Raw genomic sequence first — 26597 nt, forward strand, 5'->3', positions numbered from 1 at the left:
GAATAGAGAAGTGTCTCTGATCGCATTTCTGCTAAGCTGGGAAGAAAATCGCCCGCGATGTGCGTCCGGCTTTCCGAGTGTAGGCTTGAGAACCCGGGGGCGACGAGGCGCGCATCAGGGATGGTCCGCAAGGGGTCGGTTCTTGCCGCCACCGGAGTGTCAGACTTTCGCCATTAGATGGTGACAAGCATCTTGCCGGCATTCGCTAGCGGCGTCGTCACGCCCGACAGCATCGTGCGGATATGGGCAACGCTCTGATAGCGACCGTTGAGCGAAATGCGCGGCAGCGCTTGCAGGAAACCGGCATGTTCGGCGCGCAGCACGCCGTGGCGTGTCGTCACCGCCGAGGCATAGCCGGCATCGCGGGCAAAGCCGACTTCGCGGTCGCCAACGGCGCTGGCATAGCCATAGGGATAGGCGAAATGGCGCGGCGCCTCGCCAAGCTCGGCCTGCAATATGCGCCTGACGCCGTCGACCTCGTGCCGCGCATCGGCTTCGGAAAGCCGCTTCAGATTGCGATGATTGACGGTGTGCGCGCCGATCGTCACCAGCGGATGCCCTGCCATCGCGCGGATCTCGTCCCAGTTCATCAACATGCTCTGGCGCGCGCCCAACTCGATATCGTTCGACCGCGCCAATTCGCGCAGCACCGCGCGCTGGTCCTCTTCGCGGACCTCCAGCGTCAGATGGTCGTGCAGGCGCGCAAAGGCCTGGATTTTCTTGCCCGGGGTCGAGCAGTCGATCGTCACCGGACCGTTCGCTATCGTCAAAACCAACCGGTTCCGCGCGCTGACGATGTCCTCGACCACCTCCCACCATAGATCGGCGGCGCCGTCTATCAGCCCCGGCGCGACATAGATGGTGATCGGCGCGCCGTGCTTTTCCAGCACCGGCAGCGCCTCCGTCATGTTGTCGCGGTAGGCGTCGTCAGCGGTGATCGCCGCGAATTGGCCACCCTTGCCGCCGGCCTTGATGCGGTCGATCGCCTCGTCCAGGGTGACGAATGTATAGAAGTGCGCCTTCATGTCGGCGATCACCGCGTCGAGGAACTCAGGCGCGATGTTGAGATGCCGGTTGACGCTATCAGGCTTTTCCGGCGTGGCGGTGACCCGGTGCAGCATCAGGATGGCGCCGATGCCGCCGACGAACGGCTTGGCCAGCGGGGCAAGACCGGTATAGCGGACGACGTTGAGCGCCAGTTTCCGGATTGCCTCGCCCCCGTCGATCATTCATTCACCTTTTGCGCCTAGGCTCATCCAAGCACGGAATGCGCCTATGCGCCCCCAATCGCGGTGAATACGCCCTAAAGGATTGAGGTATGGTTGACGCCACCGCGTCATTTGACGGCAACCGGCTCGAGGCAATGGAGGCTGCGCCGCGCGCGCTGCCTGCGGATCATGCCGGCCTGTCGGTGTCGGTCGCCGACGGTGCGGCGATTGCGGCCTATTCCGAGTTCTGCGGTTCGGCGCTGTTCGCGCCGGCGCAGAGCCTGGCCTGGATCCTGAACTGGGCCAGATATGCCGAAGCGGACACCGTCTTAGTGACGCTGAGCGCTGACGGCCGGCCGGTTTTTTCGTTGGCGCTGGAAGTCACCAGCCGCGGTCGGCTCCGCGTCGCCCGTTTCATGGGTGGCCGCCATGCCAACGGCAATTTCGCGTGCGCCGACCCGTCCTGGCTGACCAAGGCGGATGCTGCCGCTATCCGCTCGATTTTCCCGGCGATCGCCAGGGCACGGCCGGACATCGACCTCATCGCGCTGGAACGGCTGCTGCCCGATCTCGACGGCATTGCCAATCCGCTGCTATCCCTCCCGCATTTTCCCAGCCCCAACCTGTCGCTGGCCGTCGACCTGGCGGGAGGTTTCGATGCACTGCTCGCCCGCGCGAGCGGCAAGCGCAGGCGCAAGAGGCACCGCTCGCAGGCTCGAAAGCTCGAGGCCGTCGGCAGCCACCGCCGCATCGAGGCCCGGACAGCCGACGAGGTGAACAGACTGCTCGATGCGTTTTTCGAGATGAAGGAATTCCGCTTTCGCAAGATGGGCATCACCAACGTCTTCGGTGAGGCGGAGGTTCGTGCTTTCTTCCGCGCGTTGTTCGTCGAAGCGCTTTGCGACGATAAGCCGTCCTTCGTGCTGCATGGGCTCGAAGTCGCCGGCAAGCTTCGCGCGGTAACCGGATCGAGCCGCTCTGGAAAACGCCTGATCTGCGAGTTCGGAGCGATCGCCGACGACGACCTCGCCCATGCCAGCCCCGGCGACTTCCTGTTCTTCGACAACATCGAGGAAGCCTGCGAGAGCGGGTTCGATGTCTACGATTTCTCGGTCGGCGACGAACCCTACAAGCGGCTGTGGTGCGACATCGAGACCCAGCATTCCGAGGTCTTGATTCCGCTGACGATCAAAGGCCGCGCGCTGGCCCTTGTCCTGCGGCAAGGCGCGCGCCTGAAAGCCTTCCTCAAGAACAGCCCGACGATCTGGAAGCTGACCAAGATGCTGCGCCGCAAGGCGGCCGGACAGGCAGCACCTGCGGTGGGCGAAGGCGACAGGTGAACGCCGCCGAGATTCCGGGACGTTCAAGAGAATCATCGAACCGTCTCAGGCGGCGGAGCGCCGTCCTGGTAGCGGCGTCCCTGGCGTCTGGTGGCCGACCGGGGTCACCAGCGTCAGGTCGGGATAGCCGCTCTCGATCAGTTCGACCGCGGCCTGCGCCACCTCGTCGTTCGGCTCCAGCAGCGACAGGAAGACCTCGGTGCCCTCGCCGACAAGGCGGCTGATGCCTTGCGCGTCGGCGGGTCCGCATTCGACCACGACCAGATCGTAGGCGGTGGTCAGCGACTGCATGATGATCGGCAGCCGGTCGGCGGCGCGCATGGCGCGAACCGGATCGGCGGTGCCGACGGGAATGACGTGGCAGTCCGAATAAAGATCGGCATGGATCACGTCGCTGAACTGCGCTTCGGAGGCGAGCAGATCGGTGATGCCCGGGAAAAGCCTGCTGTCCAGCGTCGGCCGCGAAGCGGCGCCCGAAGCGGTGAGATCAAGCAGGAGCACACGCAGGCCGGCGTCGGAAACCTCACGCGCCACCAGCACCGCCGAGGCGGCCGCCTCGTCGCCCTCCGGCGACACGAATATGGCGCGTGCCGCACCGCTTGAGACCAGTTTTTCCACCGCCTTGTCGATTTCGACCTCGCCAAGCGTGCGGCGCGCCGGCCCGACGTCCTCGCCAATTGCAGGGGCCGTTGCTGGCGCCGCGGCAGCCGCTTGCGGCTCTGCCTGGGCTTGCGCCGTCCGATCCTCAAGGTCTTCGATATCGGCCGGTTCGTGATCGGGGCGTTCGTGATCGGGGCATTCGTGGTTGGGCGATTCGTGGGCAACCGGCATCGCGACCTGTTCGATCCGCTCGAAGCGGGCGCCGGCGGCCGGCCGCATGGCGCGACCCGAAAACAGCTCTTGCAGAAGCGTCACGATCGCCATGACCAGCAGCGAGCCGACGAAGGCCGCACCGGTGATCGGCAGGATTTTTGGGAAATAGGGCTCGGACGGCGCCACCGCGCGGGAAAAGACACGGGCGTCGACCGGCAGATAGTTGCTGTCCTGGCGCGAGGATGCCTCACGATAACGGGTCAGGTAGGATTCGAGCAGCTGGCGCTGGGCGGTCGCTTCGCGCTGCAGCGCGTCCAGTTCGACCTGCTGGTCGCCGGCGCGCGCCGATGCGGCCTTCAGCGTGTTGACCTCGGCGACAAGCTGGTTTTCGCGGGCCTGGGCGGTCTGCGCCTGCGTCATCAGCCCCGTCATGATCTTTTCCGCCTCGTTGCGGATCTGACGGTCGAGATCGGCAAGCTGCGACCTCAGCGCCCGGATGCGCGGATGATTGTCGAGCAAGGAGGTGGAAAGGTCGGCGATGTTGGTCTTGAGCTCGACCTGCCGCTCGCGCAGGCGCTGGATGAGTTCGGACGACAGCACCTCCGGTACCGCATCGAGCGAGCCGCCATTCTGCAGCGCCCTGCGCACGCTGTCGGCAGTCGCTGCCGCCGAGGCGCGATTGGCGCGCACCCGCGACAATTCGCTGGACAGTTCGGAAAGCTGCTGCGTGGCGAGCACCGAATTGTTGCCGCCCATCAAAAGATCGGACTGGGCGCGGTAGCTTGCCGCCTTGGCCTCGGCATCCTTCACCCGCTTCGACAGGTCGGCGATCTCTGGCGCCAGCCAATCGGTTGCGGCGGAATTCGATTCGATGTTGGCATTGCCCTGGACGGAGATGTAGGCGTCGGCGATGGCGTTCGGAATTTCGGCGGCGAGCCGGGGATCTTCCGAGGAGAATTCGATGACGATAACGCGAGATTTTTCAACGCGATAAACGTTGAGCTTCTCGCGCATCTTCGTCAGCACACGTTCATCCGGCGGAATCTCGTTGGGGTCGCTTTTCAGGCCGGCGACGACAAGCAGACGGCTCAACGCCGGCATATCCGCCGTCTCGTCGAACTCGGGAAGCCGCGACAAATCAAGCTTCTGCGCCACCTGCTTGAGGATGTCGGTCGAGGAAATGACCTCGACCTGGCTGGTCACGCCTTCCTCGTCGAGAATCGGCTTGTCGTTGACATTGGTGCCGTCGGGGCGCGTGTAGACCGATTCGCGGGTCTCGATCAAAAGCCGGGTTTCGGCCCTGTAATGCGGCGTGGCGAGCCAGGTGAGCGCGAACGCCAGGCCGGTTACTACTAGCGCGACGACAAGAATGCGCAGCCAATTCCTCGCAAGGCTGGCGAAGAGCTGCCTGAGATCGACGTCGACATCTGCGGCCGCGGATTGAACGGACATGCATCCTGCTCCGGTATTTAGTCAGCATACACCGTAAACAACTATGGTAACTCAGCCGTTAATATCGCGGTAAGCATCTGTTAGGTTTTACTCGCACGCGGGCAACAAAGCTTCAAAACGGGGCGTCTTTTGCCGGTTGCCGTCGCCTGGGCCGCCCGCCTTTACCGGGCATTAACCCTAACCGGATGATAACGGGGCCTCGATCTCTCCAGAGTTTGCCGCGGTGTAGCGGCGGCCAGTCGAAGGTACATGTCCGGTCATGAAAAGCACTGCTCCCCTGTTCCGTGCGCTGCTCGCCGTGTCATTGCTTGCCGGTTGCTCCAGCTACCGGCCGGCGCCGGCCGCCTTTCATAAAATGCTCGATCAGCCCTATCGCCTCGGCGCCGGCGACCGGGTCCGCGTCACCGTGTTCGAGCAGGAAGGATTGACCAACGTCTACAGCGTCGACCAATCCGGCTATCTGTCCATCCCGCTCGTCGGCGCCGTACCGGCGCGTGGCCACACCGCACAGCAGCTCGAAGGCGAGATCGCCGACAAATTACGCCAGGGTTATCTCCGTGATCCGGACGTTTCGGTGGAGATCGACCGCTACCGGCCGATCTTCATCATGGGCGAAGTCGGTGCTGCGGGCCAGTACTCCTATGTTCCCGGCCTGACCGTGCAAAAAGCGATTGCCATCGCCGGCGGTTTCAGCCCGCGCGCCAACCAGGAAAGCGTCGACATCACCCGCGACATCAACGGCAAGGTCATGACCGGTCGCGTTGCCACCTCCGACCCGCTTCTGCCCGGCGACACGGTCTACGTTCGCGAACGCCTGTTCTAGACCACGTGGCGGACACACTCAGGATCGTCCACTGCTTTCGCTCACCTGTCGGAGGGATTTTTCGTCACGTGCGCGACCTGACCGAGGCGCAGGTTGCCGCCGGGCATGCCGTCGGCATCGTCTGCGATTCGACGACGGGCGGCGACTTCGAGGAACATCTGTTCAACCAGATGAAAGGCATAACGGCGCTCGGCATCCATCGCACGCCGATGCAGCGGCATGTCGGACCGGGCGACCTCGCCTCGGCCTGGCGCACTTTTGGGATCATCAAGGAATTGCGGCCGGACGTGCTCCACGGGCACGGCGCCAAGGGTGGCGCCTATGCCCGCCTGTTCGGCTCATTGTTGCGGGTATCAAGGTCTCGCGTAGCCCGCCTTTATTCGCCTCACGGCGGCTCTCTTCACTATGACGAGACTACCACCACGGGGAAGCTGTTCTTCGCGCTCGAGCGATTCATGGCGCGCTTCACCGACTATCTTCTGTTTGTCTCCGACTATGAAAGGCAGACCTATCGCAGGAAGGTGGGCGAACCGCCCATCCCGAACAACCTGGTCTACAACGGCCTGAGCGCCGCCGAGTTCGAGCCGGTGCGAACCGAGCCGCATGCGGCCGATGCCCTCTATATCGGCATGATGCGCGACCTCAAGGGACCGGACATCTTTATCGATGCGCTGGTTCTTGCCGGAACGCGGCTCGGCCGCCCGGTGAAGGCGGTGATGGTCGGCGACGGCGACGACCTGCCGCGCTACCATGCGCAAGTGAAGCGGCTCGGGCTCGAGGGCCATATGCGGTTCCTGCCGCCGATGCCGGCGCGCAAAGCCTTTGCGCTGGCCGAACTGGTTGTCGTGCCCTCGCGCGCGGAAGCCATGCCCTACATCGTGCTGGAGACGCTCGCCGCCGGCAAATCGATGATCGCCACCGGCGTCGGCGGCATCCCGGAAATCTTTGGCGTCGGGTCCCCTGCCCTGATCCGGCCCGATCCGCGCGAGCTCGCCGACAAGATGAGCGCGGCGCTGGCCGACCCCAATGCCTATAGCAGGCTGATGCCCGATACTGCCGACCTCAAGGGGCGATTCGGCGCCGACGTGATGGCCGCGGCGATCGAGACGGCCTATTTCGCCGCGCTCAAACGGTAACCCCAAAGGGCGCTAACTTCAAAGCTTCTCCAAAAGCTACTTGTTGCTTCAAGGGTTTCTTAGCTCTCTTTTGCTAATCACTTGAGTGTAGCTTTGCGGATGCACCATGAGCGAGACCGATCCCGCACGCCGCTTTTCGAAAGACGCGGTGCGCAATTTCAACGGCCCGGCCGGGGACGATAGCCCCGGCGGGATGAACGACGTCGCCCGTCAGGTCGCATCGCAATACCGGCGCGACACCATGTCGCCGATCATGGTCAGCGGCGTCTTGCGGATGGTCGAATTCGCGCTGCTGTTCCTGTCGGGCCTGTGCATCTATTTTTACTATGTCGGCTTCTTCAACCATCTCGCCTGGCAATATCCGCTGGCGATCGCCGCCGCCTCGGCCCTCGCCGTGGTGTTGCTCGACGTCGCCGACTGCTACCAGATCGTCTCGTTTATGCGGCCGCTCGCCAATTTCGGCCGTCTGCTGATGGTCTGGGCCGGCACCTTCGCCTTGATGGCGCTGACGGCATTCGCCATGAAGATGTCGCAAGACTATTCGCGCCTGGTTTTCGGCACTTGGTTCGTCGTGGGCTTCATTCTGATCTTCGGCCTGAGACTGCTGATGTCGAAGCTGATCCGGCGCTGGGCGCGCGACGGGCGCATGGAGCGCCGCGCCGTCATCGTCGGCGGCGGCGCGGCGGCGGAGGTCCTGATCCGCTCCGTCGAAAAGCAGCCCTACAACGACATCCGTATCTGCGGGATCTTCGATGATCGCGGCGACAAGCGCTCGCCGCCCATCGTCGCCGGCTATCCGAAGCTCGGCACCGTTTCCGAGCTCATCGAGTTCGCCCGCATCGCCCGTATCGACATGCTGATCGTATCGCTGCCGCTGACCGCCGAAACGCGCGTCCTGCAGCTTTTAAAGAAGCTGTGGGTGCTGCCTGTCGACATCCGGCTCTCGGCGCATTCGAACGCGCTGCAGTTCCGGCCGCGCGCCTATTCCTACATCGGCTCGGTGCCGATGCTCGATATTTTCGACAGGCCGATCAACGACTGGGATTCGGTCGCCAAGCGCGCCTTCGACATCGTCTTCTCGATCATCGGCATCATCGTGTTCTCGCCGGTCATGCTGGTGACCGCGATCGCCATCAAGCTCGACAGCAAGGGACCGGTGCTGTTCCACCAGAAGCGGCATGGCTTCAACAACGAGATCATCGAGGTCTACAAGTTCCGTTCGATGTACACCGACAAGGCGGACCCGACGGCCAAGCAGACGGTGACCAGGAACGACCCGCGCGTCACCCGCGTCGGCCGCTATATTCGCAAGACCTCGATCGACGAGTTGCCGCAGTTCTTCAATTCGCTTTTCGGTTCGCTGTCGCTGGTCGGCCCGCGCCCGCACGCCATTGCCGCGCAGTCGCACAACCTTCTCTACAATGAGGTGGTCGACGGCTATTTCGCACGCCACAAGGTCAAGCCAGGCGTCACCGGCTGGGCGCAGATCAATGGCTGGCGCGGCGAGATGGACACCAACGAGAAGATCCGCATGCGGACGGAGTACGACCTCTATTATATCGAGAACTGGTCGCTGCTGTTCGATCTGAGGATCCTGTTCCTGACGCCGATCCGGCTGCTCAATACGGAAAATGCCTATTGAGCGCAGTCGCGCATGAACTGTCGCCGGCCGCGATCAACGCCAAGCTGATCGCGCTGATTGCGTCGGGCGCGGTTTTCCTCGGCGTCTTCCTGTCCGGCTTCGTCATCGCCGAGCCGGCGCCATACGACCTCTATATGGTCGGGCTGATGGCAGTGTGGGCCTTGTTCGGCCTGCGCATATCGCGCGCGGCGGCGCCGCTGCTGGTGCTGCTGGTGGTCATGAACATCGGCGGCATGATCTCGATGACCCAGATGTCGGATATTGCCGGCACCCCGCTCTATCTCTCGGTGTCACTGTTCCTCGCCTTCACTGCGGTGTTCTTCGCCTCAGTGACATCGGTCCAGCCCAGTCTCTACCGGGTGATCTTCCTGGCCTATGTGATGTCGGCGGTGCTGACCTCGCTGCTTGGGATCGCCGGCTATTTCCATGCCTTCCCGGGGGCGGAAATCTTCACCAAATACGATCGCGCCACCGGCGCCTTCCAGGATCCGAACGTGTTCGGGCCGTTCCTGGTGCTGCCCGGCATCTACCTGCTCCATCTCCTGCTGACTGGCCCCGTCTCACGCATGCCGTTGCTGGCGATGCCGCTGCTGATCATCACCGCCGGCATTTTCTTCTCCTTCTCGCGCGGCGCCTGGGGTATGTTCGGCGTTTCGGCGATCCTTCTCACCGGTGCCCTGTTCCTGCAAAGCGCCAGCGGAAAATTCCGGCTGCGTGTCGTCGTCATGACCATTGCCGCCATCTCGCTGCTGGTCGTCGCGATGCTCGTCATCCTGCAGCTGCCGGGCGTCTCGGAGATGTTCTCCAGCCGCGCCCAGTTGGAACAGAGCTACGATACCGCCCGCCTCGGCCGTTTCGCCCGCTATATCTTCGGTTTCCAGATGGCGCTTGAGCATCCGCTCGGCATCGGCCCGCTCGTCTTCGGCAGGATTTTCGGCGAGGACACACACGACATCTGGCTAAAAATGCTGATGGACTATGGCTGGCTCGGCTTCGTCTCGTTCCTGGCGCTGACCTGCTGGACGATAGCGGCCGGCTTCCGCATTCTTCTGCGCGACAGGCCGTGGCAGCCCTACCTTCTGTGCGCCTATGTCGCCTTCATCGGCAATATCGCGCTGGGCACCTTCATCGATATCGATCACTGGCGCCACGTCTATCTGCTGCTCGGGCTGATCTGGGGCGCCATCGCATTGGAATACCGCCATCAGCGGCAGTTGCGGCCGCTGGCGCTGTCGTCGCCGCCAGCGTGATGGTTTTCAGGGCAAGTCTAGGTTTCTGGGGGCAAGTCTAAGTCTTGAAAATGGTCGGAGTGGCCGGATTCGAACCGACGACCCCTTGACCCCCAGTCAAGTGCGCTACCGGGCTGCGCTACACTCCGGACCGGTCGCGATGTATCGTGATAACCCGGTTCGGGTCAACCGAATTCGGCGGCCGTCACCCCGATGGTGGATTTGAAGTTCCTGCCCTGTTGGACGTCGTCAGCATTCAGGAACTTCAAATCCAGAACACGCTTGTCTGGCTTGATCCTCTGGCGTCGCTGCTATGAGACGGGTCTTGGATTTTCCATGGATTGGGTCAGCGCGGCTGTATCGATCAGCGCGCTTTCCGGAAGCCGGAGTGCAGAGGCTATTCGCCTAAGCTTCGACAAATCGGCATTCCTGCCGTTCTCGATGTCGGCGATCTCATCGACCGACAGTCCGCACGTCAGAGACAGCTCTTCCATGCTGTATCCCCTGGTTTCTCGGACGGCCTTGAGGACGCTGTGGTCGGGCGCAGCTTCGGTCGCCGACAGTTCGGAAAAAGCTTCGCTTGTTGCTATTTGGGGCATTTGGCAACTCCGTGGATTTAAAGAGTTTGATCAAATCAAGAAGTTGCCTGAGACGGCGCAGAGAATGCCCTCTCGATGGTGATTTGCCAAGCGCCAAAAATGCCGTCACGGGATCGTGATTCCGATCGGCGCGGCCGCGGCACAGGCCCCGGCGGCACCATCCCGATCGGGTTCTTTGACTGGCCGATCGCGAAATTGTTCGACCTCCCCTTATTTAGGCGGCTGTCGCTGGGTCGGCAGCCGTTTCGAAAGGATCGAATCAGGGCGGGAGCCTGATGCAAGCAGAACGCGTCAGGGGCTGCGAATATTCTTGAACCGACGCGTGAACCTTTTCTCTCCGGGCCGCACCAACACGGTATGGACGCCACAAAGGCGGTCCCAACCGGAAGGACGCCCTGACGGCGATCCTCGATCCAGAGAAGGAAACGCTCAGATGACCAACATCTCGAACTTCAAGCGCCTGAACTTCAAGCACTTGTCGCTCGCCGCTGCCATCGTCGTCTCGGCCTTCGGCTCGATTTCAGTGCCGAACTCGGCCGTCGCCAACGGCACGCATCCGGGCGGCGGCGGCGCGGTTTGTAAGGGGCGCGGGTCACTGCCTGGTGCTGCAGCTCGACTGCAAGGGTACCTACCCGGCCGCCACCGACTCCAACGGCACCGTCTACGGCAAATGCAGCCAGGCCGCGCAAGTCAGCCCGAAGAACAAGCTCAAGCGCGCGCGCTGATCGACCTGTAGCCAACGAAAATGGCGGCCGTCCGCGCCGCCATTTTCTTGTCTCAACGTGCCGATCTCGATCTCGTTCGCGACGTTTTCTGCTGGCGGCTGAGGAACAGGCTCGCGACGAGCCCGACCACAACCAGACCGACAGCGGCCGCTGTCGCGGGATGATCGCGGGCTGTCTTCTCTATCACCCTGCTATGCCTCCTGATCGCAGGCAGAGCGTCACTGAAGCGCTCGGCGAGGTCCGAGTAATAGTCCGACGCGGTGTCACGCCCGTCCTCGTAATAGGCGCTGCCGCGCCTGGAAACGGCCTTCCTCAGCGCCGCCAATTCCCTGGAGAGGGCCGCGACCTGTTTTTCAAGATCGATGTCGGAGAGGGTCGAAAATGATACCATGACAGGCTTCCTTCTTTTGCGAAGGAACGCACGATCGCAAAACCGGTTCCGGTTTTGCCGCGACCGATCGGGGCCCAGAGCGCGTCGCGTCGGAAGGGAGCCAGCGACCCGCTTGAAGTTCTTCTGCAGTCGCTATCCCAAACCCGCTGTGCGCCCTCGGGCCAGCCCAGGGGCATGTTTTGGGCGACATGCACTACAGCGCTAGTTCCTCGATACAGTGATTTTGACAGATCGGTGATCGGCAGCGTCGATCATTCCCGTCAGTGGCGATTCGCAAACCTCTATGATTGGCTGAGACATCCATCCCTTCGTTATCCCAGGGCGAGCAAGGAGCGCAGCGACGCGGCGCAGACCCTGGGATCCATGCCGTTACCTCGCGGCAGTGCCCGGCCGACCAGAACCGAACGTTACCACCACCCAGTTCCGCGAAAAAGCTCAAACCATTCTGGATTGGTCTTCTCGATCAGCTCGATCTTCTATTGGCGCGGCCAGCGCTTCTGGCTCGCGGTCATATAGGCATAGCCGGTCATGGTTGAAGGGTAACTGCCACCGTTGCGGATACAAGCGTCGTTCTGAGCCGCTGCATTCTTCGGCTGATGTCACGGAATGGATCCCAGGGTCTGCGCCGCGTCGCTTCGCTCCCTTGCTCCGCCCTGGGATGACGAAGGGCATGGTGGCCTGTGGCTAATCCCCAGCGTCAGAGATGATGGCTGCAGGCCGGCCGGCAACGACCGTCACTCAACGAACCAAATCCCCTGTGCAGAGGAACTAGCGCACCTGATCGAGCAGGCGCTTGCATTCCAGAAGGTCGAACAGCGCCTCCTGCAGCAAAGCACGGTTGTCGCGCGAGAGTTTCGACGTGCCCGGCTGCACCGGCCCGTCGTCGTCGGTCTTGCCCAGGCCGAAAAAACGCCGGCTGGGTTTCACCTTGGGCTCGCCGACCAGCATCTCGTCATCAGCGCCGCGCGGCTGGGCCGCCGGCGTCAGCGGCACCGCATCGGCCTGCCGGCGCTGCGAGATCGCCTCGACGGCCGCCATGTCGCCACTGCCGATGGCGACCAGGAAATGGTTTCCGTTCTCGCGCAGCAGCTTCTGCACGCCCTTGATCGTATAGCCCTGGTCGTAGAGCATGTGGCGGATGCCCTTGATCAGTTCGACATCCTGCGGCCGGTAGTAGCGGCGGCCGCCGCCGCGCTTCATCGGTTTGATCTGATTGAAACGGGTTTCCCAAAAACGCAGCACATGCTGCGGCAGGTCGAGATCTTCAGCGACCTCACTGATGGTGCGGAAAGCATCGGGGCTCTTGTCCATGGACGAAATCCTCACGCTGGAGCATGATCCCGAAAAGTGGGAATCGGTTTTCGGCCAGGATCATGCTCAACAAAGAGTCATTCCGATCCGGCTTGTTCTGCCGAATCGAGCCTTATTTCAGCGGTTTATGAAACAATATTCAAGCCCGGCGTCAAAGCAGGCGACCGTTTTCAACCGGGCTTTGAAGCGCAGGCGCTATTTGCTGCCCTTGGCCTTGCTGTTCTGGTGGGCGCGCAGAATGCGGTTCTTCAGCACATTCGACGATTTGAAGGTCATCACGCGGCGCGGCAGGATCGGCACTTCCTCGCCGGTTTTGGGGTTGCGCCCGATGCGCTCGTTCTTGGAGCGGACATGGAACGTCGCGAACGACGACAATTTCACCGTCTCGCCGCGAACGATCGCCTCGCAGATCTCGTCCAGAACCGCTTCGACGAGCTCGGCCGATTCAGTACGTGACAAGCCAACCTTGCGATAAACGGCTTCAGCAAGATCGGCGCGCGTAAGTGTCTTTCCCCCCATGCGAACCGTCCCCATCAGCTCAAAAAAACATAACTCTATATAAGCAAAGATAGAGCCTAAGTAATTGATCCGGCAAGGTCAAGGACCGAACCTGCCAGTTCGGCACTTACCAGCGAACCAGGACCGCGCCCCAGGTGAAGCCGCCGCCCATCGCCTCGATCAGCACCAGATCGCCCTTCTTGATGCGGCCGTCGGCGACCGCCACCGACAGAGCCAGCGGCACGGAAGCCGCCGAGGTGTTACCGTGCAAATCGACGGTAACCACCACCTTCTGTTCCGCTATCCCGAGCTTCTTGGCGGAAGCGTCGATAATCCGCTTATTGGCCTGATGCGGCACGAACCAGTCGAGATCCTCAGCGGTGATCCCGGCAGCCGAGAACGTCGCCTCGATGACGTCGGTGATCATGCCGACCGCGTGCTTGAACACTTCGCGGCCTTCCATCCTGAGATGGCCCACCGTTCCGGTGGTCGACGCTCCACCGTCGACGAACAACTTGTCCTTGTGAGCCCCGTCGGAGCGCAGGCTGGCCGCCAGCACCCCGTGGTCTTCAATGCCGCCCGCCCCCTCGCCTGCTTCCAGCACCATCGCGCCGGCGCCGTCGCCAAACAGCACGCAGGTCGAGCGATCGCTCCAGTCGAGGATGCGCGAAAAGGTTTCGGAGCCGATCACCAGCACGCGTTTGGCCAGGCCGCCGCGGATATAGAGGTCGGCCGTCGTCACCGCGTAGACGAAGCCCGAACATACCGCCTGCATGTCGAAGGCGAAGCCGTGATGCATGCCGAGCCGGTTCTGGATGTCGACGGCGGTCGCCGGAAAGGTGTTGTTGGGCGTAGAGGTCGCCAGCACGATCAGGTCGATATCGGCTGGCGTCAGGCCGGCATTGTCGAGGGCTGCGCGCGCCGCCGCCTCGCCGAGCGAAGCCGTCGTCTCGTCGTCGGCCGCGATATGGCGCTGGCGGATGCCGGTGCGCTGGGCAATCCATTCGTCTGACGTCTCGACCATGCCTTCGAAATCGGCATTCTTCATGATGCGGCGGGGCAGCGCGGCGCCTGTGCCGCGCACGACAGATCTGATCAAGGCTCTTTCCTATTCCTCTGCGTCGGCAACGACGTCGGATTTCCTGGATGTCTGGGCATGCGGATTGCGCGCATGGAACAGATCAAGATCGGCTTCGATGCGATCGAGCAGATTGTTTCGCACCATGTCGTAGCCAAGCTCGATCGCCGCCGCGAAGCCGTCCGAATCGGCGCCGCCATGGCTTTTCACCACGACGCCGTTCAGACCCAGGAAAACCCCGCCGTTGGAACGGCCGACATCCATCTTTTCGCGCAGGCGATCGAAAGCGCCTTTGGCGAATACATAGCCGATCCTGGCCATCAGCGTGCGGTCCATCGCGGCGCGCAGGTAACCGGCGATCTGTCGTACCGTGCCTTCCGCCGTCTTCAGCGCGATGTTGCCGGCAAATCCTTCGGTGACGACCACGTCGACCGTGCCCTTGCCGATGTCGTCGCCCTCGACGAAACCATGGTAGTTCATCGAGGCCATGTTGGCCTCGCGCAACATGCGGCCCGCCTCCTTGACCTCTTCTTGGCCCTTGATCTCCTCGACGCCGACATTGAGCAGACCGACGCTCGGCCGTTCGATGCCGAAAACCGAGCGCGCCATGCCAGTGCCCAGAATGGCAAAATCAACCAGTTGATGCGCATCCGCGCCGATGGTGGCGCCGACGTCCAGCACCACGCTTTCGCCGCGCAATGTCGGCCAGAGCGCCGCGATCGCCGGACGGTCAATGGTCGCCATGGTGCGGAGGCAGAATCTCGACATCGCCATCAGCGCGCCGGTGTTGCCGGCCGAGATGCAGGCGTCGGCAGTGCCTGCCTTGACCGCCTCGACCGCTTTCCACATCGACGACTTCCAGCGGCCATGGCGCAGCGCCTGGCTCGGCTTGTCGTCCATCCTGACTGCTATCTCGCAGTGGATGAACTCGCTCACTTGCGCCAGCTTGGGCAGCTTTGCGAGTTCGGGGCGCACTGCCTCCTCGCGACCATAGATGACGAAGCGGATGTCAGGACGCCGGGTGGCGACCGTCATGAGCGCCGGGATGACCACGCTTGGTCCGTGATCGCCGCCCATGGCATCGATGGAAATCCTGATCACGCGGTGTTCATCTCACAGTTTGCTTGAGCGAGCGCCTGGCGCTGGCAACGGGTTTAGGGCTCGCGAAGGTTCGGCGAAAATAGCGTTTTTGGGCTGCCGCACAACCGGCTTTCTCCGATTGGGTCGGGTTTTCAGGATTTCCCCAGCAGGGAACGCAGCTTTTGCTGGAATTCGCTTTCCGCAGTCCCGGCATCGTCGGCAGCCTCCATCGAAACGCCTTGCTTGCGCGGATAGGGATCGACCGCCAGTCCAAAGAACTGTTCGGCGAGCGCCCCGACGTCGATTGAATTGCCGGAAAAAGTTTCCGGGCTGTCCGGCCCTTCGGCATCGAGCATTATCTCGCCGCCGCCTTCGAAACCCTGCCGCCCGAGCTTCGACTGCTCCGGCAGGAACAGTGCGTCGACCGCCTCGTCAATATGCGCCTCGATCGGGTCCAGGGTGACGATGCAGGTCTGGGTGATATCGGCCTCGACGCGGCCGCTGACCTTAATGCCGTTGCGCTTCCAGGGCGCCACCAGCAGTTCGGCGCGGTAGTTCTCGACCGACAGCAACTCGTGCTCGCCTGCCAGCGCGGCGCGCTGCGCGGCGTCGGCCTCGATCAGCACCGGCAGTCCCTTTTGCGGCAGCCGGGCGACATTGGCCACGAAGGACACGGGGCTCTGGCGATCGGGGCTCTGGGAATCGGCGTGTTTCATCTTTTCCTTAGATATTCGTAATTCTTAGATAGGCTTGCTTTCTTAGATAGTCTTGGCCACGGGGAATGCCACCGTGCCGGAAACAATCGATTCGGTCGGCTGTTCCGCGAGTCGCCTGGAGACATCGGCGACGTAGCCGGCCAGATGCGTCGCCTGCGGCCACGTGCCGACATCGGGCCTGACATTGCGGGCAAGGGCCGCGACGAGTGCGTCATGGTCGTTTCGTTCCAGCGCATCGTCATAGGCGGCGGTGCGGCCATAGAACATCTTCGCCAGTTTCTTCATGCGCTTCGGCACGCCGACGTCGCCGATGCCGAGTTCGCGCAGCGAATGCTCGACATCCATGAAGAACTCGTCGATCAGCACCTGCGCGACCTCCCCGGCAACACCGCCCTCGCCGCGCAGACGGTGCTGGAACAGGAACATGTGCAGCGACAGCATCTCGAAGCGGCCAAGCGGCGTGTCCGGGACATTCCAGTCTGAATAAAACACAGTTTGCCGCGCCGCTGCCACGATTTGTGCGTAGAGCGCCTCGGTGATAGCGCGGTTGGCGTGACGTTCGCGACCAAAAAGGCGCTGGAACATTGAGGGTGGTCTCCCGGGGACCGGTTGTTGAATTGGCCTTGTTGCATCGGCGAGCAAGCTGGTTTACCGGTTTTGCGGCCCAGCGCAAGTTGCGGCCAGCTAATGGAGTTGTAGTTGCGCGCGCTGAAAATCAAGTCGAGTTTTCTGCCCAGGTCCGCTTTTCCGAGATCCGCCGGCGCGATCTCGCTGCTGGTGGTTGCTTCGGCGCTTTCCGCCTGCAACTCGTCGAAGATGATCGGTGATCTCAATCCGAGCGAGACGCTGACGCAGGGCTACGTCATCGACCAGCAGGCGATCGACCTGGTGCCGGTCGGCTCGAGCCGCGAACAGGTGCTTCTGGCGCTCGGCACCCCGTCGACGAAGGCGACTTTCGACAACGAGGCCTTCTACTACATCTCACAGACGCGCAAGCGTTACGTCGCCTTCGACAAGCCGAGGCTGGTCGACCAGAAGGTGCTCGCCGTCTATTTCGGCGAGGACGGGCGGGTTACCCAGATCGCCAATTACGGCCTGAAGGACGGCAAGGTGTTCGACTTCATCTCGCGGACCACACCGACCGGCGGCAAGGACCAGAACTTCCTCAGCCAGATCATCGGCGGCGCCAGCAGGCTGGCGCCCGGCCTCCCCGGCGGCGCCGGCGGCGGCGCCTCGCCCGGCACCTGATCCTCCTTTTCTTTTGCTTCCCCTCATTTGCTTCTGGGGAAGCAGCAACATCTCAGGCGACCGAAAACCCGCGGGAGCGATCCCGCGGGTTTTTGTTTTCCTCAGACCATTTCAACGCGAGCTTGAATCCGTCACCGGCGCCAATGCCCTGACGCTGGACGTCCAAAATAGACGAACCCGCGGGATCGCTCCTGCGGGTTCGGTTCTGGATTTCGGGCCTGGAAAGGCCGAGCGGCCTCAGCCGTGCGCGAGCACGGCCAGCAGCAGCAGGGCGACGATGTTGGTGATCTTGATCGCCGGGTTGACTGCCGGACCGGCGGTGTCCTTGTAGGGATCGCCGACGGTGTCGCCGGTCACCGAGGCCTTGTGCGCCTCGGAGCCCTTGAGATGTTTGACGCCGTCCTTGTCGGTAAAGCCGTCCTCGAACGATTTCTTCGCGTTGTCCCAGGCGCCGCCGCCAGAGGTCATCGAAATGGCGACGAACAGGCCGTTGACGATGACGCCGAGCAGCGAGGCGCCAAGTGCTGCAAAGGCGGACGCCTTCGAGCCCGAGATCAGCAGCACGCCGAAATAGACGACCAGCGGTGCCAGCACCGGCAGCAGCGACGGAATGATCATTTCCCGGATCGCCGCCTTGGTCAGAAGATCGACCGCACGCGCATAGTTCGGCTTCGAGGTGCCGGCCATGATGCCCGGATCCTCGCGGAACTGCTTGCGCACCTCCTCGACGATGGCGCCCGCCGCGCGGCCGACAGCCGTCATGGCGATGCCGCCGAACAGATACGGAATCAGACCGCCGAAGATCAGACCGGCGACGACGTAAGGGTTGGAGAGGTCGAAAGAGACTTCGCCCATGCCCTGGAAGTAAGGGTATTTGTCGCCATTGGCGGCAAAGAACTTCAGGTCGTTGGAGTAGGCCGCAAACAGCACCAGCGCGCCGAGACCGGCCGAACCGATGGCGTAACCCTTGGTCACCGCCTTGGTGGTGTTGCCGACGGCATCGAGCGCATCGGTCGACTGGCGCACCTCCTTGGGCAAGCCGGCCATTTCGGCAATGCCGCCGGCATTGTCGGTGACCGGGCCGAAGGCGTCGAGCGCAACGATCATGCCGGCAAGGCCGAGCATCGTGGTGACTGCGATCGCCGTGCCGTAGAGGCCGGCGAGCTGGTAGGTCGATATGATGCCGCCGACGATGACGATCGCCGGAAGTGCCGTCGACTCCAGCGAGACAGCAAGGCCCTGGATGACGTTGGTGCCGTGACCGGTAACCGAAGCCTGGGCGATGGAGTTCACCGGGCGCTTGTCGGTGCCGGTGTAGTATTCGGTAATCACCACGATGAGACCGGTCACCAGAAGGCCGATCAGGCCGCAGATGAACAGGTTCGTGCCGGTGATGGCCATGCCGGCGACCGTGCCGATCTCGCCCCAGCCCAGCGTTGCCGAGGTGGCGATGCCGAGGCCGACGATCGACAGCAGGCCGGTGACGATCAGGCCCTTATAGAGCGCGCCCATGATCGAGCCGTTGGAGCCGAGCTTGACGAAGAAGGTGCCGACGATGGAGGTCAGGATGCAGGCGCCGCAGATGGCCAGCGGATAGAGCATCGTGGCGCTGAGAACGGCGGTGCCGCCAAAGAAGATGGCGGCGAGGACCATGGTGGCGACCACGGTCACGGCATAGGTCTCGAACAGGTCGGCGGCCATGCCGGCGCAGTCGCCGACATTGTCGCCGACATTGTCGGCGATGGTGGCCGGATTGCGCGGATCGTCTTCGGGAATGCCGGCTTCGACCTTGCCGACGAGATCGCCGCCGACGTCGGCGCCCTTGGTGAAGATGCCGCCGCCGAGACGGGCGAAGATCGAGATCAGCGAAGCACCGAAGCCGAGCGAAACCAGCGCGTCGATGACGACACGGTCGTTGGGCTGAAGGCCGATGAATTGGGTGAGGATCAGGTAGTAGATCGAGACGCCGAGCAAGGCCAGGCCAGCGACCAGCATGCCGGTGATGGCGCCCGACTTGAAGGCGATCTCGAGGCCGGCTGCGAGGCTGTTGGAAGCCGCCTGCGCGGTGCGCACATTGGCGCGCACCGAGACGTGCATGCCGATGAAGCCGGCGGCGCCCGACAGAACGGCGCCGATCAGGAAGCCGATGGCGGCGGTGATCGAAAGCAGCCACCAGGCGAGCAGCAGGACCACGACGCCGACGATGGCGATGGTGGTGTACTGGCGCGCCAGATAGGCCTGCGCGCCTTCGCGGATGGCCGCGGAAATTTCCTGCATGCGTGCATTGCCCTGATCGGCCGCGAGGACCGAACGTGTCGCCCAGATGGCGTAAAGGACTGAAAGCAGACCGCAGGCGATGACAGCTGAAATTATGGTCATTGCCGGATTTTCCTCGATTTGATGACCCAAAAGAACCCCTCCCTGGGCCGTTGAGACGGGGAGCGGATTCCGCGCGCAGAATCCGCTCCCCTCGCATCGGCTTATGCGAAACAGGGGTGCGAACGTCAAGATATTGTTCGGTTTTTGCCCGGCTTTCGCCGAAAAGCCTCTCGGTAGAGCCGCTCTTTCACTTCAGTCCCCCGGCCGGGTCATGGAAATCGCTGTTGGAATCCATTTCTGCCGAGATGAGCGAAGGCGATATCTGCGTTTTGTTAACTACGCCGTCTCCTGCCCCATGCGCCGTGCGGTGTAGCGCTCGATCGCCGACAGCCCGTCATAGATCAGCACGGCAAGGGCGGCGACGATCAGGCCGCCCTGAAGGACGAAGGCGAGATTGTTGGACAACAGACCGGCGATGATCACCTCGCCCAGCGTCCTGGCCGCCACGGTCGAGCCGATCGTCGCGGTGGCGAGGCTGATGACCACCGAAAGCCGGATACCGCCGAGAATGATCGGCGCGCTGAGCGGCAGCTCGACCTTGACCAGCCTTTGCCAACCGGTCATGCCGGCGCCGCGCGCCGCCTCGACCACATTGGCCGGCAGCGTCGTCAGCCCGGTCAGCGCGTTCTCGAAGATCGGCAGCAGGCCGTAGAGAAACAGCGCGATCAGTGTCGGCTTCTCGCCAAAGCCGACGGCCGGCACGGCCAGAGCCAGCACCGCCACCGGCGGAAAGGTCTGGCCGATATTGACCAGGCTGCGCGACAGCGGCAGGAATTCGACGCCGGCCGGCCGAGTGACAAGGATGGCGAGCGCCACGGCAACGATGGTTGCCGCAACCGTCGCGATCAGCACAGTCCTCAGATGCAGCAGCGTCAGCGTCAACAGGCTACCCTGGTTGTAGATTGCCGGCGCGTTGCTCTCGGTCAGCGGCTTCAGCAGCGGCTCGAACCAGCCCGGATTGGTCACGAACGCAATGAGCAGCACCACCAAGGCAAGCCTGAGCAGTGATGGAAGCCAGGCTTTTACACCGGCCTCTTTCATGCCGGCCTCGCCGCCCGTTTCACCAGCCCGCCCACGGTCACGCGGCCGAGCGGCTTGCCGTCCGCGCCTTTCACCGGCAGCGCCGGGCGTCCCGACCAGAGCAGTTCGGCCAGCGCATCGCGCTGGCTGGCGTCGCCGGGGATCGCCTCGCCTTCGGCGGTGCCCGTCTCCACTGCGTCGCGCACCCGGCCGAGCGACAGCAGCCTGAACGGCTTTTCGCTGGCGCCGACCAGGGTCTCGACGAAGGCGCTGGCCGGCTTCGCCAGGATCTCGGCGGGCTTGGCATATTGCACCAGCTTGCCGGCATCCATCACCGCGATCTTGTCGCCCATATGCACCGCCTCTTCCATGTCATGGGTGACGAGGATGATGGTGGTGCCGAAGCGCTTCTGGATCGCCAGAAGATCCTCCTGCGCCTTGTTGCGGATGATCGGGTCGAGCGCGCCGAACGGCTCGTCCATCAACAGCACGTTCGGCTCCGCGGCAAGCGCCCTGGCGACGCCGACGCGCTGCTGCTGGCCGCCGGAGAGCTCGTGCGGATAGCGTGGCCCGAACGCCTGGGGATCGAGCTGGTAGAGCGTCATCAACTCGTCGACGCGGCGCTTGATGCGGGCCGCGTCCCAGCCGAGCAGCACCGGCACGGTGGCGATGTTCTGCGCTACCGTGCGATGCGGAAACAGCCCATGGCCCTGGATGGCGTAGCCGATGCTGCGGCGCAGCTCGTAGCCGGGCAGCGACCTGTTGTCGGCGCCGTCGAGCCTGATCACGCCGGCGGTCGGCTCGACCAGCCGGTTGATCATGCGCAGCAGCGTCGTCTTACCGGAGCCGGAGGTGCCGACGATGACGACGATGGTGCGCGGCTCGATCACCATCGACACGTCATCGACGACGGTCGTCGCGTCATAGCGCTTGGTAATGCCTTCGATCTCGATCATGCCGGTTGTGCCTCGCGTCTCCCGGTGGAGGTCATTTCGATCACCGCGTCGAGGATGATGGCGGCAGGAAAGGCCAGCGCCACCGTTGGCACGGCGCCGAGCAGCACCAGGTCCATCGCCGTCTGGCCGACGCCCTGGAACACGAACACGCCGAAGCCGCCACCGCCGATCAGCGCGGCAATGGTGGTAAGGCCGATGTTCTGGACCAGCACGATGCGGATGCCAGTGAGGATCACCGGGAAGGCCAGTGGAAATTCGACGCCGAACAGGCGCTGGCGCTCGGTCATGCCCATGCCGCGTGCGGCATCGTTGGCGGCGCGCGGCACGCCGGCAAGACCGACCACGGTGTTGGCCACAACCGGCAGCAGCGAATAGAGGAACAGGGCGACGAAGGCGGGCGCGGTGCCGATGCCGCGAATGCCGAGGGAGGCCGCGCCGGGCACATGCGTGGCGACCCAGCCGAGCGGCGCGATCAACAGGCCGAACAGCGCGATCGAGGGAATGGTCTGGATGATGTTCAGCACGTTGAGCACGCCGGCCCGCAGTTTTTCGACGCGGTGGCAGAGGATGCCAAGCGGCAGGCCTGCTATCACCGCCGCCGCCAGCGAACCCAGCGCCAGCGTTACATGCTTGGAGGCTTCCGCCCAAAAACTGTCGGCACGGTTGGCATATTCCTTGAGGATCGACAGACTGTTCCAACTGCCCGAGACCAGCAGCATGCCGATCGCCGCTGCCGCGACGACGAGCACGCCGATCCGGGCCCATGGCGACAGGTTCAGCCTCGTCAGCACGTCGGCGAGCAAAAGCGTAAAGGCGAAGATGAGCAGCCAGAAACCCGAAGCCGGCGAGATGCGGGCAAAGGTGTTGCCCTCAGGCGTCAGGAAGCTGCCGGCGACGCCGATCAGCAGCGCCAGCGCCGCAAGCGCGACCACGCCGGCGGCAAGGCGCATGATCAGCGGCGTTTTCAAAAGCGCGATGAGCGCCGCGGCGACGATGACCGCAAGCAGCGGCGAGCCTGTCGCCGCAGGCAGAGCTTCGAGGATCGAGCGTGCCTCGCCGGGTACGATGCGATTGGCGCGAAACGTGGCGAAGGGCGCGGCGAAGGCGGCATAGGCAACGATTGCGGCGATGACCACGCCGAGCTTGTCGAAGCGGACGGTCATGGCGCACGCCTGTGCGAAACGACGTACGCTGGGGGAGATGCGGCTGCGGGATTGTGACCTCGGCGCCCGGCGCCCCCCTCTGTCCTGCCGGACATCTCCCCCACTTGGGGGGAGATCGGATGTCGCCTCGGCTTTCGCCAATTGTCAGCGGCGCAAGGTGGGTGCCGGCTCCGGAGCCGCCAATCTCCCCCCAAGTGGGGGCCGGCAGGCCAGAGGGGGGCGCCTCGCACCGACGTCACGATCGCTGGCTGCCTACTTCAAAAACCCGTTCTTCTTCAAAAAGTCTTCGGCGACGCCCTTGACCGGCTCGCCGCCGACCTGCACGCGGCCGTTCAGTTCCTGCAGGGTGACGAGGTCGAGCTTGGCGAAGACCGGCTTCAGCAGCGTCTCGATTTCGGGATGCTCCTTCAGCACCGCCTCGCGGATGATCGGCGCCGGCTGGTAGACCGGCTGCACGCCCTTGTCGTCTTCGAGCACGACCAGGCCGGACGGCGCGATGCCGCCATCGGTGCCGTAGACCATGGCAGCGTTGGCGCCGTTGGTTTGGTTCGCCGCGGCGGCGATGGTCGCCGCCGTGTCGCCGCCGGACAGCGTGATCAGCTGGTCCGGCTTAAGCGTGAAGCCATAGGTGGTCTGGAAAGCCGGCAGCGCGGCAGCCGAATTGACGAATTCGGCCGAGGCCGCCAGCACCACCTGGCCACCGCCGGAGACATATTTGCCGAAGTCGGACAGCGTCGCCAGCTTGTTGGTCTCGGCGACATCCTTGCGCAGCGCAATCGCCCAGGTGTTATTGGCCGGCGACGGCGACAGCCAGACGATCTTGTTGGCGTCGTAGTCTAGCTTCTTGGCCGTTTCATAGCCCTTGGCGGCATCCTTCCACACCGGATCGTCGGCCTTTTCGAAGAAGAAGGCGGCATTGCCGGTGTATTCCGGGTAGATGTCGATCTCGCCGGCGGTGATCGCCTTGCGCACCACAGGAGTGCCGCCGAGCTGGATGCGGTCGGTGGTCTGGATGTTGTTGGCGTTCAGCACCAGCTGGATGATGTTGCCGAGCACGCCGCCTTCGGTGTCGATCTTCGACGACACAACCACCTGAGCGCTCGCCGAGGCTGCGGTGATGCCAAGCGCCACTGCCGCGCCGGCCAGAACCTTGACTGAAAACATTTCACAAATCCCTTGCTGAGAACCGGATTACGGCTGCCGCATATGAGCATGGCTTCAATGCCCCGTCGGGGTACACGGTTTCATAAGAAGGGGGATGGGGGCAATAATTTTGTACGGATGCAGGTGGATCCGCGGCTGTCTGATCCCGACAGCGTCATGTCACTAAAGCCCCTCGCGTTTGACCGGTCTCATGCGACGCGCTTTAGTGTTGTTGTTTTTTTATGCATGTCGTTATCGCAAAACCGCCTGCACACTTTTGCGCGATATGCATTAGAGCGCCGCGCGTCGGTTTGGACGCGCCAAAGGACGCTGTAGCACTTTGATTTTGCGCATGATCCTTTCCGAACCTTCGGTTCGGGGTCATGCGCCGGTCGGCCGCGCTCTCGTCATCTTCAAGACGCCCAGTGCCACGAAGCACAGCACCGTCACCGGGAAGATGATCCAGTTCAGCATCTCCCAGCCCCAGGCGTTGTAGACCGCGCCCGACATCAGCGAGGCGAAGGCGACGGAGCCGAACAGGACGAAGTCGTGAAAACCCTGGACCTTGCCCTTTTCGGACGGCCGGTAGCTGTCGGCGACCATCGCGGTGGCGCCGATGAAGCCGAAATTCCAGCCGAGGCCGAGCAGGATCAGCGCCGTCCAGAACTGCCACAGTGCCAGGCCCGACAGCGCCACCACTGCGCAGCCGACGAGCAACACAAGTCCGGTTGCGACGATCCGTTCGGCGCCGAAGCGATAGATCAGCGAGCCGGTGAAGAAGCTCGGCGCGAACATCGCCATGACATGCCAGGAAATGCCGAGCGTGGCGTCGTCCGTCGACAGGCCGCAGCCGACCATGGCGAGCGGTGCGCCGGTCATGACGAAGCTCATCAGCGCATAGCTGCCGACGGCACAAAACAGCGCCGCAGCGAAACGCGGCCTGGTGACGATCTCGGCGAGCGGCCGCGCGTCGCTGTCGGCGATTTCCGCTTTGCCCGTTGCCTTCGCCGGAATGCGCAGCAACGACAGGATGGCAGCGCCGACCGCCGCCAGCACCAGGATGGAGCCAAACGAGCCGGCAAACATCACCGGCGCAAACAATTCGCGGGTGAAGATGACGATCTGCGGCCCAAGGATGGCGGTGACGATGCCGCCGGCCAGCACGAAGGAGATGGCGCGCGCCTTGAATTCAGGTGGCGCGTTGTCGGCGGCGGCGAAACGGAATTGCTGGACGAAGGCACCGCCGATGCCGATCACCAGCAGGCCGAAGGCGAACAGCCAGAAGCTGGCCTGGAACAGCGCCAGCGTGGCGACCAGACCGCCGAGCGCGGTGACGATCGTCCCGGTCATGAAGCCGTCGCGCTGGCCAAGCCGGCGGATGATGGCTGCTGCCGGCAGGGCGCCGAGCGCCACGCCGACGTTGAAGCCGGTGATCGGCGCCGTCGCCAGCGACTTGTCGGAGTCGAGCAGATAGTGCCCGGCCAACCCACCCACGGAAATCGCGATGGGTGCGGCCGAGCCGATGATCGCCTGCGAAGCGGCAAGGATGAGCGCCGTGCGGCGCGCTTCCCTGCCGACCTCGGCGATATGGATGGCCGTCATGAAGCGTCCTTGCCACGCCCTTCGCCGCGCACCCGGCGCGACACGCGATCGAGCACCGCGTTGACCAGCTTCGGCTCGTCTTCTTCGTAAAACGCCTTGGCGATATCGACATATTCCGAGACGATGACAGCCACCGGCACGTCCTCGCGCTTCATCAGTTCGTAGACGCCGGCGCGCAATATGGCGCGCAGCGTCGAATCGAGCCTGGACAACGGCCAGTCCTCGGTCAGCGCCTGGCGGATGATCGGATCGATGGCCTTCTGGTTCTCGACGACGCCGGCGAGGATGGCGCGAAACCATTGCGCGTCGGCCTCGCGATAGAGCGCGCCGTCGACTTCCTTGCCGAGCCTGAACGCCTCGTACTCGGCGGTGATCTCGAAGACGCCGCTGCCGGCCACATCCATCTGGTAGAGCGCCTGCACGGCGGCCAGACGGGCTGCACCACGCTTGTTGGCGTGGCGCACCGCGGGCTGGCCGGGCGATGCGGGTTCGCTCACGATCGCTCTCCCAACTGTTGCTTGAGGGCGATCATGGTCAGCGCCGCACGCGCGGCAAAGCCGCCCTTGTCGCCTTCCGAACGCCTGGCCCGCGTCCAGGCCTGCTCGTCATTTTCGGTGGTCAGGATGCCGTTGCCGATGCAGACCGCTTCCTGGACGGACAGATCCATCAGGGCACGGCTCGATTCATTGGCGACGATGTCGAAATGATAGGTGTCGCCGCGCACCACGGTGCCGAGGGCGACAAAGCCGTCATAGCTCCGCCCGCCTTCGGCGGCGCCGTCAAGCGCGAAGGAAATCACCGCTGGAATTTCGAGCGAGCCCGGGACGGTGATGACGTCGTATGTCGCGCCCGCTTCCTCGAGCGCGCTGGTCGCGCCTTCGAGCAGCGCGTCGGCAAGATCGTCGTGGAAGCGTGCCTCGATGACAAGAAGGTGGGCCTTCTTGTTCGGGCGAATGAACGCTTTGCCGTGTTGGGATGTGCCAGCCATAGATGTCTCCGGGATCGCCGGTGACTTAGGCCGAAGCCGGTTTGATCGCAAGCAGAA

25 protein-coding genes and 1 tRNA gene are annotated in these 26597 nt (G+C 63.4%); 8 read left to right on the top strand and 18 right to left on the bottom strand.

Annotated features, from left to right (window positions below):
- Window positions 1–173: 173 nt before the first annotated feature.
- Window positions 174–1229, bottom strand: a complete 1056-nt coding sequence (locus tag NMG80_RS35540) for a polysaccharide deacetylase family protein (RefSeq protein WP_254022461.1) — start codon at window positions 1227–1229, stop codon at window positions 174–176.
- Window positions 1230–1318: 89 nt separating this feature from the next.
- On the opposite strand from NMG80_RS35540, the gene NMG80_RS35545 reads away from it, so the two are divergent.
- Complete coding sequence (locus NMG80_RS35545; RefSeq protein ID WP_254022462.1) at window positions 1319–2548, top strand: GNAT family N-acetyltransferase; 1230 nt, start codon at window positions 1319–1321, stop codon at window positions 2546–2548.
- A 45-nt stretch (window positions 2549–2593) separates the two neighbouring features.
- Here NMG80_RS35545 and NMG80_RS35550 read toward each other — a convergent pair whose 3' ends face one another.
- A complete protein-coding gene (locus tag NMG80_RS35550; RefSeq protein ID WP_254022463.1) occupies window positions 2594–4813 on the bottom strand; it encodes a GumC family protein in 2220 nt (739 codons plus the stop codon).
- Window positions 4814–5072: 259 nt separating this feature from the next.
- On the opposite strand from NMG80_RS35550, the gene NMG80_RS35555 reads away from it, so the two are divergent.
- The 4 genes from NMG80_RS35555 to NMG80_RS35570 all read left to right on the top strand — a co-directional run bounded on the left by NMG80_RS35555 (window position 5073) and on the right by NMG80_RS35570 (window position 9664).
- The gene (locus tag NMG80_RS35555; RefSeq protein WP_254022464.1) at window positions 5073–5636 is read left to right on the top strand and encodes a polysaccharide biosynthesis/export family protein; all 564 of its coding nucleotides are present in this window, start codon (window positions 5073–5075) and stop codon (window positions 5634–5636) included.
- A 5-nt stretch (window positions 5637–5641) separates the two neighbouring features.
- Window positions 5642–6772: a glycosyltransferase family 4 protein gene (locus NMG80_RS35560; RefSeq protein ID WP_254022465.1), complete on the top strand. Its 1131-nt coding sequence runs from the start codon at window positions 5642–5644 to the stop codon at window positions 6770–6772.
- Window positions 6773–6878: 106 nt separating this feature from the next.
- Window positions 6879–8414, top strand: a complete 1536-nt coding sequence (locus NMG80_RS35565) for an undecaprenyl-phosphate glucose phosphotransferase (RefSeq protein ID WP_254022466.1) — start codon at window positions 6879–6881, stop codon at window positions 8412–8414.
- Window positions 8411–9664 (top strand): O-antigen ligase family protein, encoded by a 1254-nt coding sequence (locus tag NMG80_RS35570; RefSeq protein ID WP_254022467.1) that lies wholly within the window; start codon window positions 8411–8413, stop codon window positions 9662–9664. Before NMG80_RS35565 ends, NMG80_RS35570 begins: the two co-directional genes overlap by 4 nt.
- Window positions 9665–9715: 51 nt before the next feature.
- On the opposite strand, the gene NMG80_RS35575 is transcribed toward NMG80_RS35570, so the two are convergent.
- A tRNA-Pro gene (locus tag NMG80_RS35575) sits at window positions 9716–9792 on the bottom strand.
- Between the two features lie 64 nt (window positions 9793–9856).
- On the opposite strand from NMG80_RS35575, the gene NMG80_RS38115 reads away from it, so the two are divergent.
- Together NMG80_RS38115 and NMG80_RS35585 are read left to right on the top strand one after the other, a co-directional pair.
- On the top strand, window positions 9857–10324 hold the full coding sequence (locus tag NMG80_RS38115; protein ID WP_436798757.1) for a hypothetical protein: 468 nt from the start codon (window positions 9857–9859) through the stop codon (window positions 10322–10324).
- A gap of 351 nt (window positions 10325–10675) precedes the next feature.
- Complete coding sequence (locus tag NMG80_RS35585) at window positions 10676–10978, top strand: hypothetical protein (protein ID WP_254022468.1); 303 nt, start codon at window positions 10676–10678, stop codon at window positions 10976–10978.
- A 41-nt stretch (window positions 10979–11019) separates the two neighbouring features.
- Here NMG80_RS35585 and NMG80_RS35590 read toward each other — a convergent pair whose 3' ends face one another.
- The 7 genes from NMG80_RS35590 to NMG80_RS35620 form a co-directional block, all read right to left on the bottom strand.
- Window positions 11020–11358 (bottom strand): hypothetical protein, encoded by a 339-nt coding sequence (locus NMG80_RS35590; protein WP_254022469.1) that lies wholly within the window; start codon window positions 11356–11358, stop codon window positions 11020–11022.
- Between the two features lie 768 nt (window positions 11359–12126).
- Window positions 12127–12669: a MerR family transcriptional regulator gene (locus tag NMG80_RS35595; RefSeq protein WP_123147533.1), complete on the bottom strand. Its 543-nt coding sequence runs from the start codon at window positions 12667–12669 to the stop codon at window positions 12127–12129.
- Window positions 12670–12864: 195 nt separating this feature from the next.
- A complete protein-coding gene (locus NMG80_RS35600) occupies window positions 12865–13188 on the bottom strand; it encodes an integration host factor subunit alpha (RefSeq protein ID WP_095485783.1) in 324 nt (107 codons plus the stop codon).
- A gap of 106 nt (window positions 13189–13294) precedes the next feature.
- Entirely contained in the window at window positions 13295–14266 is a 972-nt protein-coding gene (locus tag NMG80_RS35605) for a beta-ketoacyl-ACP synthase III (protein WP_254022470.1), read from the bottom strand.
- Window positions 14267–14275: 9 nt separating this feature from the next.
- Window positions 14276–15346, bottom strand: coding sequence for a phosphate acyltransferase PlsX (plsX, locus tag NMG80_RS35610; RefSeq protein ID WP_254022471.1), 1071 nt, complete (start codon window positions 15344–15346; stop codon window positions 14276–14278).
- A 131-nt stretch (window positions 15347–15477) separates the two neighbouring features.
- Window positions 15478–16041, bottom strand: a complete 564-nt coding sequence (locus NMG80_RS35615) for a YceD family protein (RefSeq protein WP_254022472.1) — start codon at window positions 16039–16041, stop codon at window positions 15478–15480.
- 42 nt (window positions 16042–16083) lie between these two features.
- A complete protein-coding gene (locus NMG80_RS35620; RefSeq protein ID WP_254022473.1) occupies window positions 16084–16626 on the bottom strand; it encodes a ubiquinol-cytochrome C chaperone family protein in 543 nt (180 codons plus the stop codon).
- A gap of 114 nt (window positions 16627–16740) precedes the next feature.
- Here NMG80_RS35620 and NMG80_RS35625 point away from each other — a divergent pair, with 114 nt between their 5' ends.
- Window positions 16741–17289 (top strand): outer membrane protein assembly factor BamE, encoded by a 549-nt coding sequence (locus NMG80_RS35625; RefSeq protein ID WP_254022474.1) that lies wholly within the window; start codon window positions 16741–16743, stop codon window positions 17287–17289.
- 237 nt (window positions 17290–17526) lie between these two features.
- On the opposite strand, the gene NMG80_RS35630 is transcribed toward NMG80_RS35625, so the two are convergent.
- The 8 genes from NMG80_RS35630 to ribH all read right to left on the bottom strand — a co-directional run bounded on the left by NMG80_RS35630 (window position 17527) and on the right by ribH (window position 26540).
- Window positions 17527–19668: a sodium-translocating pyrophosphatase gene (locus NMG80_RS35630; RefSeq protein WP_254022475.1), complete on the bottom strand. Its 2142-nt coding sequence runs from the start codon at window positions 19666–19668 to the stop codon at window positions 17527–17529.
- Window positions 19669–19944: 276 nt separating this feature from the next.
- Window positions 19945–20709 (bottom strand): ABC transporter permease, encoded by a 765-nt coding sequence (locus tag NMG80_RS35635; protein WP_254022476.1) that lies wholly within the window; start codon window positions 20707–20709, stop codon window positions 19945–19947.
- Window positions 20706–21644 (bottom strand): ABC transporter ATP-binding protein, encoded by a 939-nt coding sequence (locus NMG80_RS35640; RefSeq protein WP_254022477.1) that lies wholly within the window; start codon window positions 21642–21644, stop codon window positions 20706–20708. Before NMG80_RS35640 ends, NMG80_RS35635 begins: the two co-directional genes overlap by 4 nt.
- On the bottom strand, window positions 21641–22807 hold the full coding sequence (locus NMG80_RS35645; RefSeq protein ID WP_254022478.1) for an ABC transporter permease: 1167 nt from the start codon (window positions 22805–22807) through the stop codon (window positions 21641–21643). The genes NMG80_RS35640 and NMG80_RS35645 overlap by 4 nt, the downstream gene beginning before the upstream one ends.
- Before the next feature lie 252 nt (window positions 22808–23059).
- Window positions 23060–23971 (bottom strand): glycine betaine ABC transporter substrate-binding protein OsmF, encoded by a 912-nt coding sequence (gene osmF / locus NMG80_RS35650; RefSeq protein WP_254022479.1) that lies wholly within the window; start codon window positions 23969–23971, stop codon window positions 23060–23062.
- 360 nt (window positions 23972–24331) lie between these two features.
- On the bottom strand, window positions 24332–25552 hold the full coding sequence (locus tag NMG80_RS35655) for an MFS transporter (RefSeq protein WP_254022480.1): 1221 nt from the start codon (window positions 25550–25552) through the stop codon (window positions 24332–24334).
- The gene (nusB, locus tag NMG80_RS35660) at window positions 25549–26049 is read right to left on the bottom strand and encodes a transcription antitermination factor NusB (protein WP_254022481.1); all 501 of its coding nucleotides are present in this window, start codon (window positions 26047–26049) and stop codon (window positions 25549–25551) included. The genes NMG80_RS35655 and nusB overlap by 4 nt, the downstream gene beginning before the upstream one ends.
- Window positions 26046–26540, bottom strand: a complete 495-nt coding sequence (gene ribH, locus NMG80_RS35665; RefSeq protein WP_254022482.1) for a 6,7-dimethyl-8-ribityllumazine synthase — start codon at window positions 26538–26540, stop codon at window positions 26046–26048. The genes nusB and ribH overlap by 4 nt, the downstream gene beginning before the upstream one ends.
- Window positions 26541–26597 lie beyond the last annotated feature (57 nt).

The sequence above is a fragment of the Mesorhizobium escarrei genome, assembly GCF_935825525.1.
Lineage (GTDB): Bacteria > Pseudomonadota > Alphaproteobacteria > Rhizobiales > Rhizobiaceae > Mesorhizobium > Mesorhizobium escarrei.

Bases quoted from the DNA above. Each gene is read 5' to 3' on its own strand.
- NMG80_RS35540 (WP_254022461.1), bottom strand. From the start codon at position 1,229: ATGATCGACGGGGGCGAGGCAATCCGGAAACTGGCGCTCAACGTCGTC.
- NMG80_RS35545 (WP_254022462.1), top strand. From the start codon at position 1,319: ATGGTTGACGCCACCGCGTCATTTGACGGCAACCGGCTCGAGGCAATG.
- NMG80_RS35550 (WP_254022463.1), bottom strand. From the start codon at position 4,813: ATGTCCGTTCAATCCGCGGCCGCAGATGTCGACGTCGATCTCAGGCAG.
- NMG80_RS35555 (WP_254022464.1), top strand. From the start codon at position 5,073: ATGAAAAGCACTGCTCCCCTGTTCCGTGCGCTGCTCGCCGTGTCATTG.
- NMG80_RS35565 (WP_254022466.1), top strand. From the start codon at position 6,879: ATGAGCGAGACCGATCCCGCACGCCGCTTTTCGAAAGACGCGGTGCGC.
- NMG80_RS38115 (WP_436798757.1), top strand. From the start codon at position 9,857: ATGGTGGATTTGAAGTTCCTGCCCTGTTGGACGTCGTCAGCATTCAGG.
- NMG80_RS35585 (WP_254022468.1), top strand. From the start codon at position 10,676: ATGACCAACATCTCGAACTTCAAGCGCCTGAACTTCAAGCACTTGTCG.
- NMG80_RS35590 (WP_254022469.1), bottom strand. From the start codon at position 11,358: ATGGTATCATTTTCGACCCTCTCCGACATCGATCTTGAAAAACAGGTC.
- NMG80_RS35595 (WP_123147533.1), bottom strand. From the start codon at position 12,669: ATGGACAAGAGCCCCGATGCTTTCCGCACCATCAGTGAGGTCGCTGAA.
- NMG80_RS35600 (WP_095485783.1), bottom strand. From the start codon at position 13,188: ATGGGGGGAAAGACACTTACGCGCGCCGATCTTGCTGAAGCCGTTTAT.
- NMG80_RS35615 (WP_254022472.1), bottom strand. From the start codon at position 16,041: ATGAAACACGCCGATTCCCAGAGCCCCGATCGCCAGAGCCCCGTGTCC.
- NMG80_RS35620 (WP_254022473.1), bottom strand. From the start codon at position 16,626: ATGTTCCAGCGCCTTTTTGGTCGCGAACGTCACGCCAACCGCGCTATC.
- NMG80_RS35630 (WP_254022475.1), bottom strand. From the start codon at position 19,668: ATGACCATAATTTCAGCTGTCATCGCCTGCGGTCTGCTTTCAGTCCTT.
- NMG80_RS35635 (WP_254022476.1), bottom strand. From the start codon at position 20,709: ATGAAAGAGGCCGGTGTAAAAGCCTGGCTTCCATCACTGCTCAGGCTT.
- NMG80_RS35640 (WP_254022477.1), bottom strand. From the start codon at position 21,644: ATGATCGAGATCGAAGGCATTACCAAGCGCTATGACGCGACGACCGTC.
- NMG80_RS35645 (WP_254022478.1), bottom strand. From the start codon at position 22,807: ATGACCGTCCGCTTCGACAAGCTCGGCGTGGTCATCGCCGCAATCGTT.
- osmF (WP_254022479.1), bottom strand. From the start codon at position 23,971: ATGTTTTCAGTCAAGGTTCTGGCCGGCGCGGCAGTGGCGCTTGGCATC.
- NMG80_RS35655 (WP_254022480.1), bottom strand. From the start codon at position 25,552: ATGACGGCCATCCATATCGCCGAGGTCGGCAGGGAAGCGCGCCGCACG.
- ribH (WP_254022482.1), bottom strand. From the start codon at position 26,540: ATGGCTGGCACATCCCAACACGGCAAAGCGTTCATTCGCCCGAACAAG.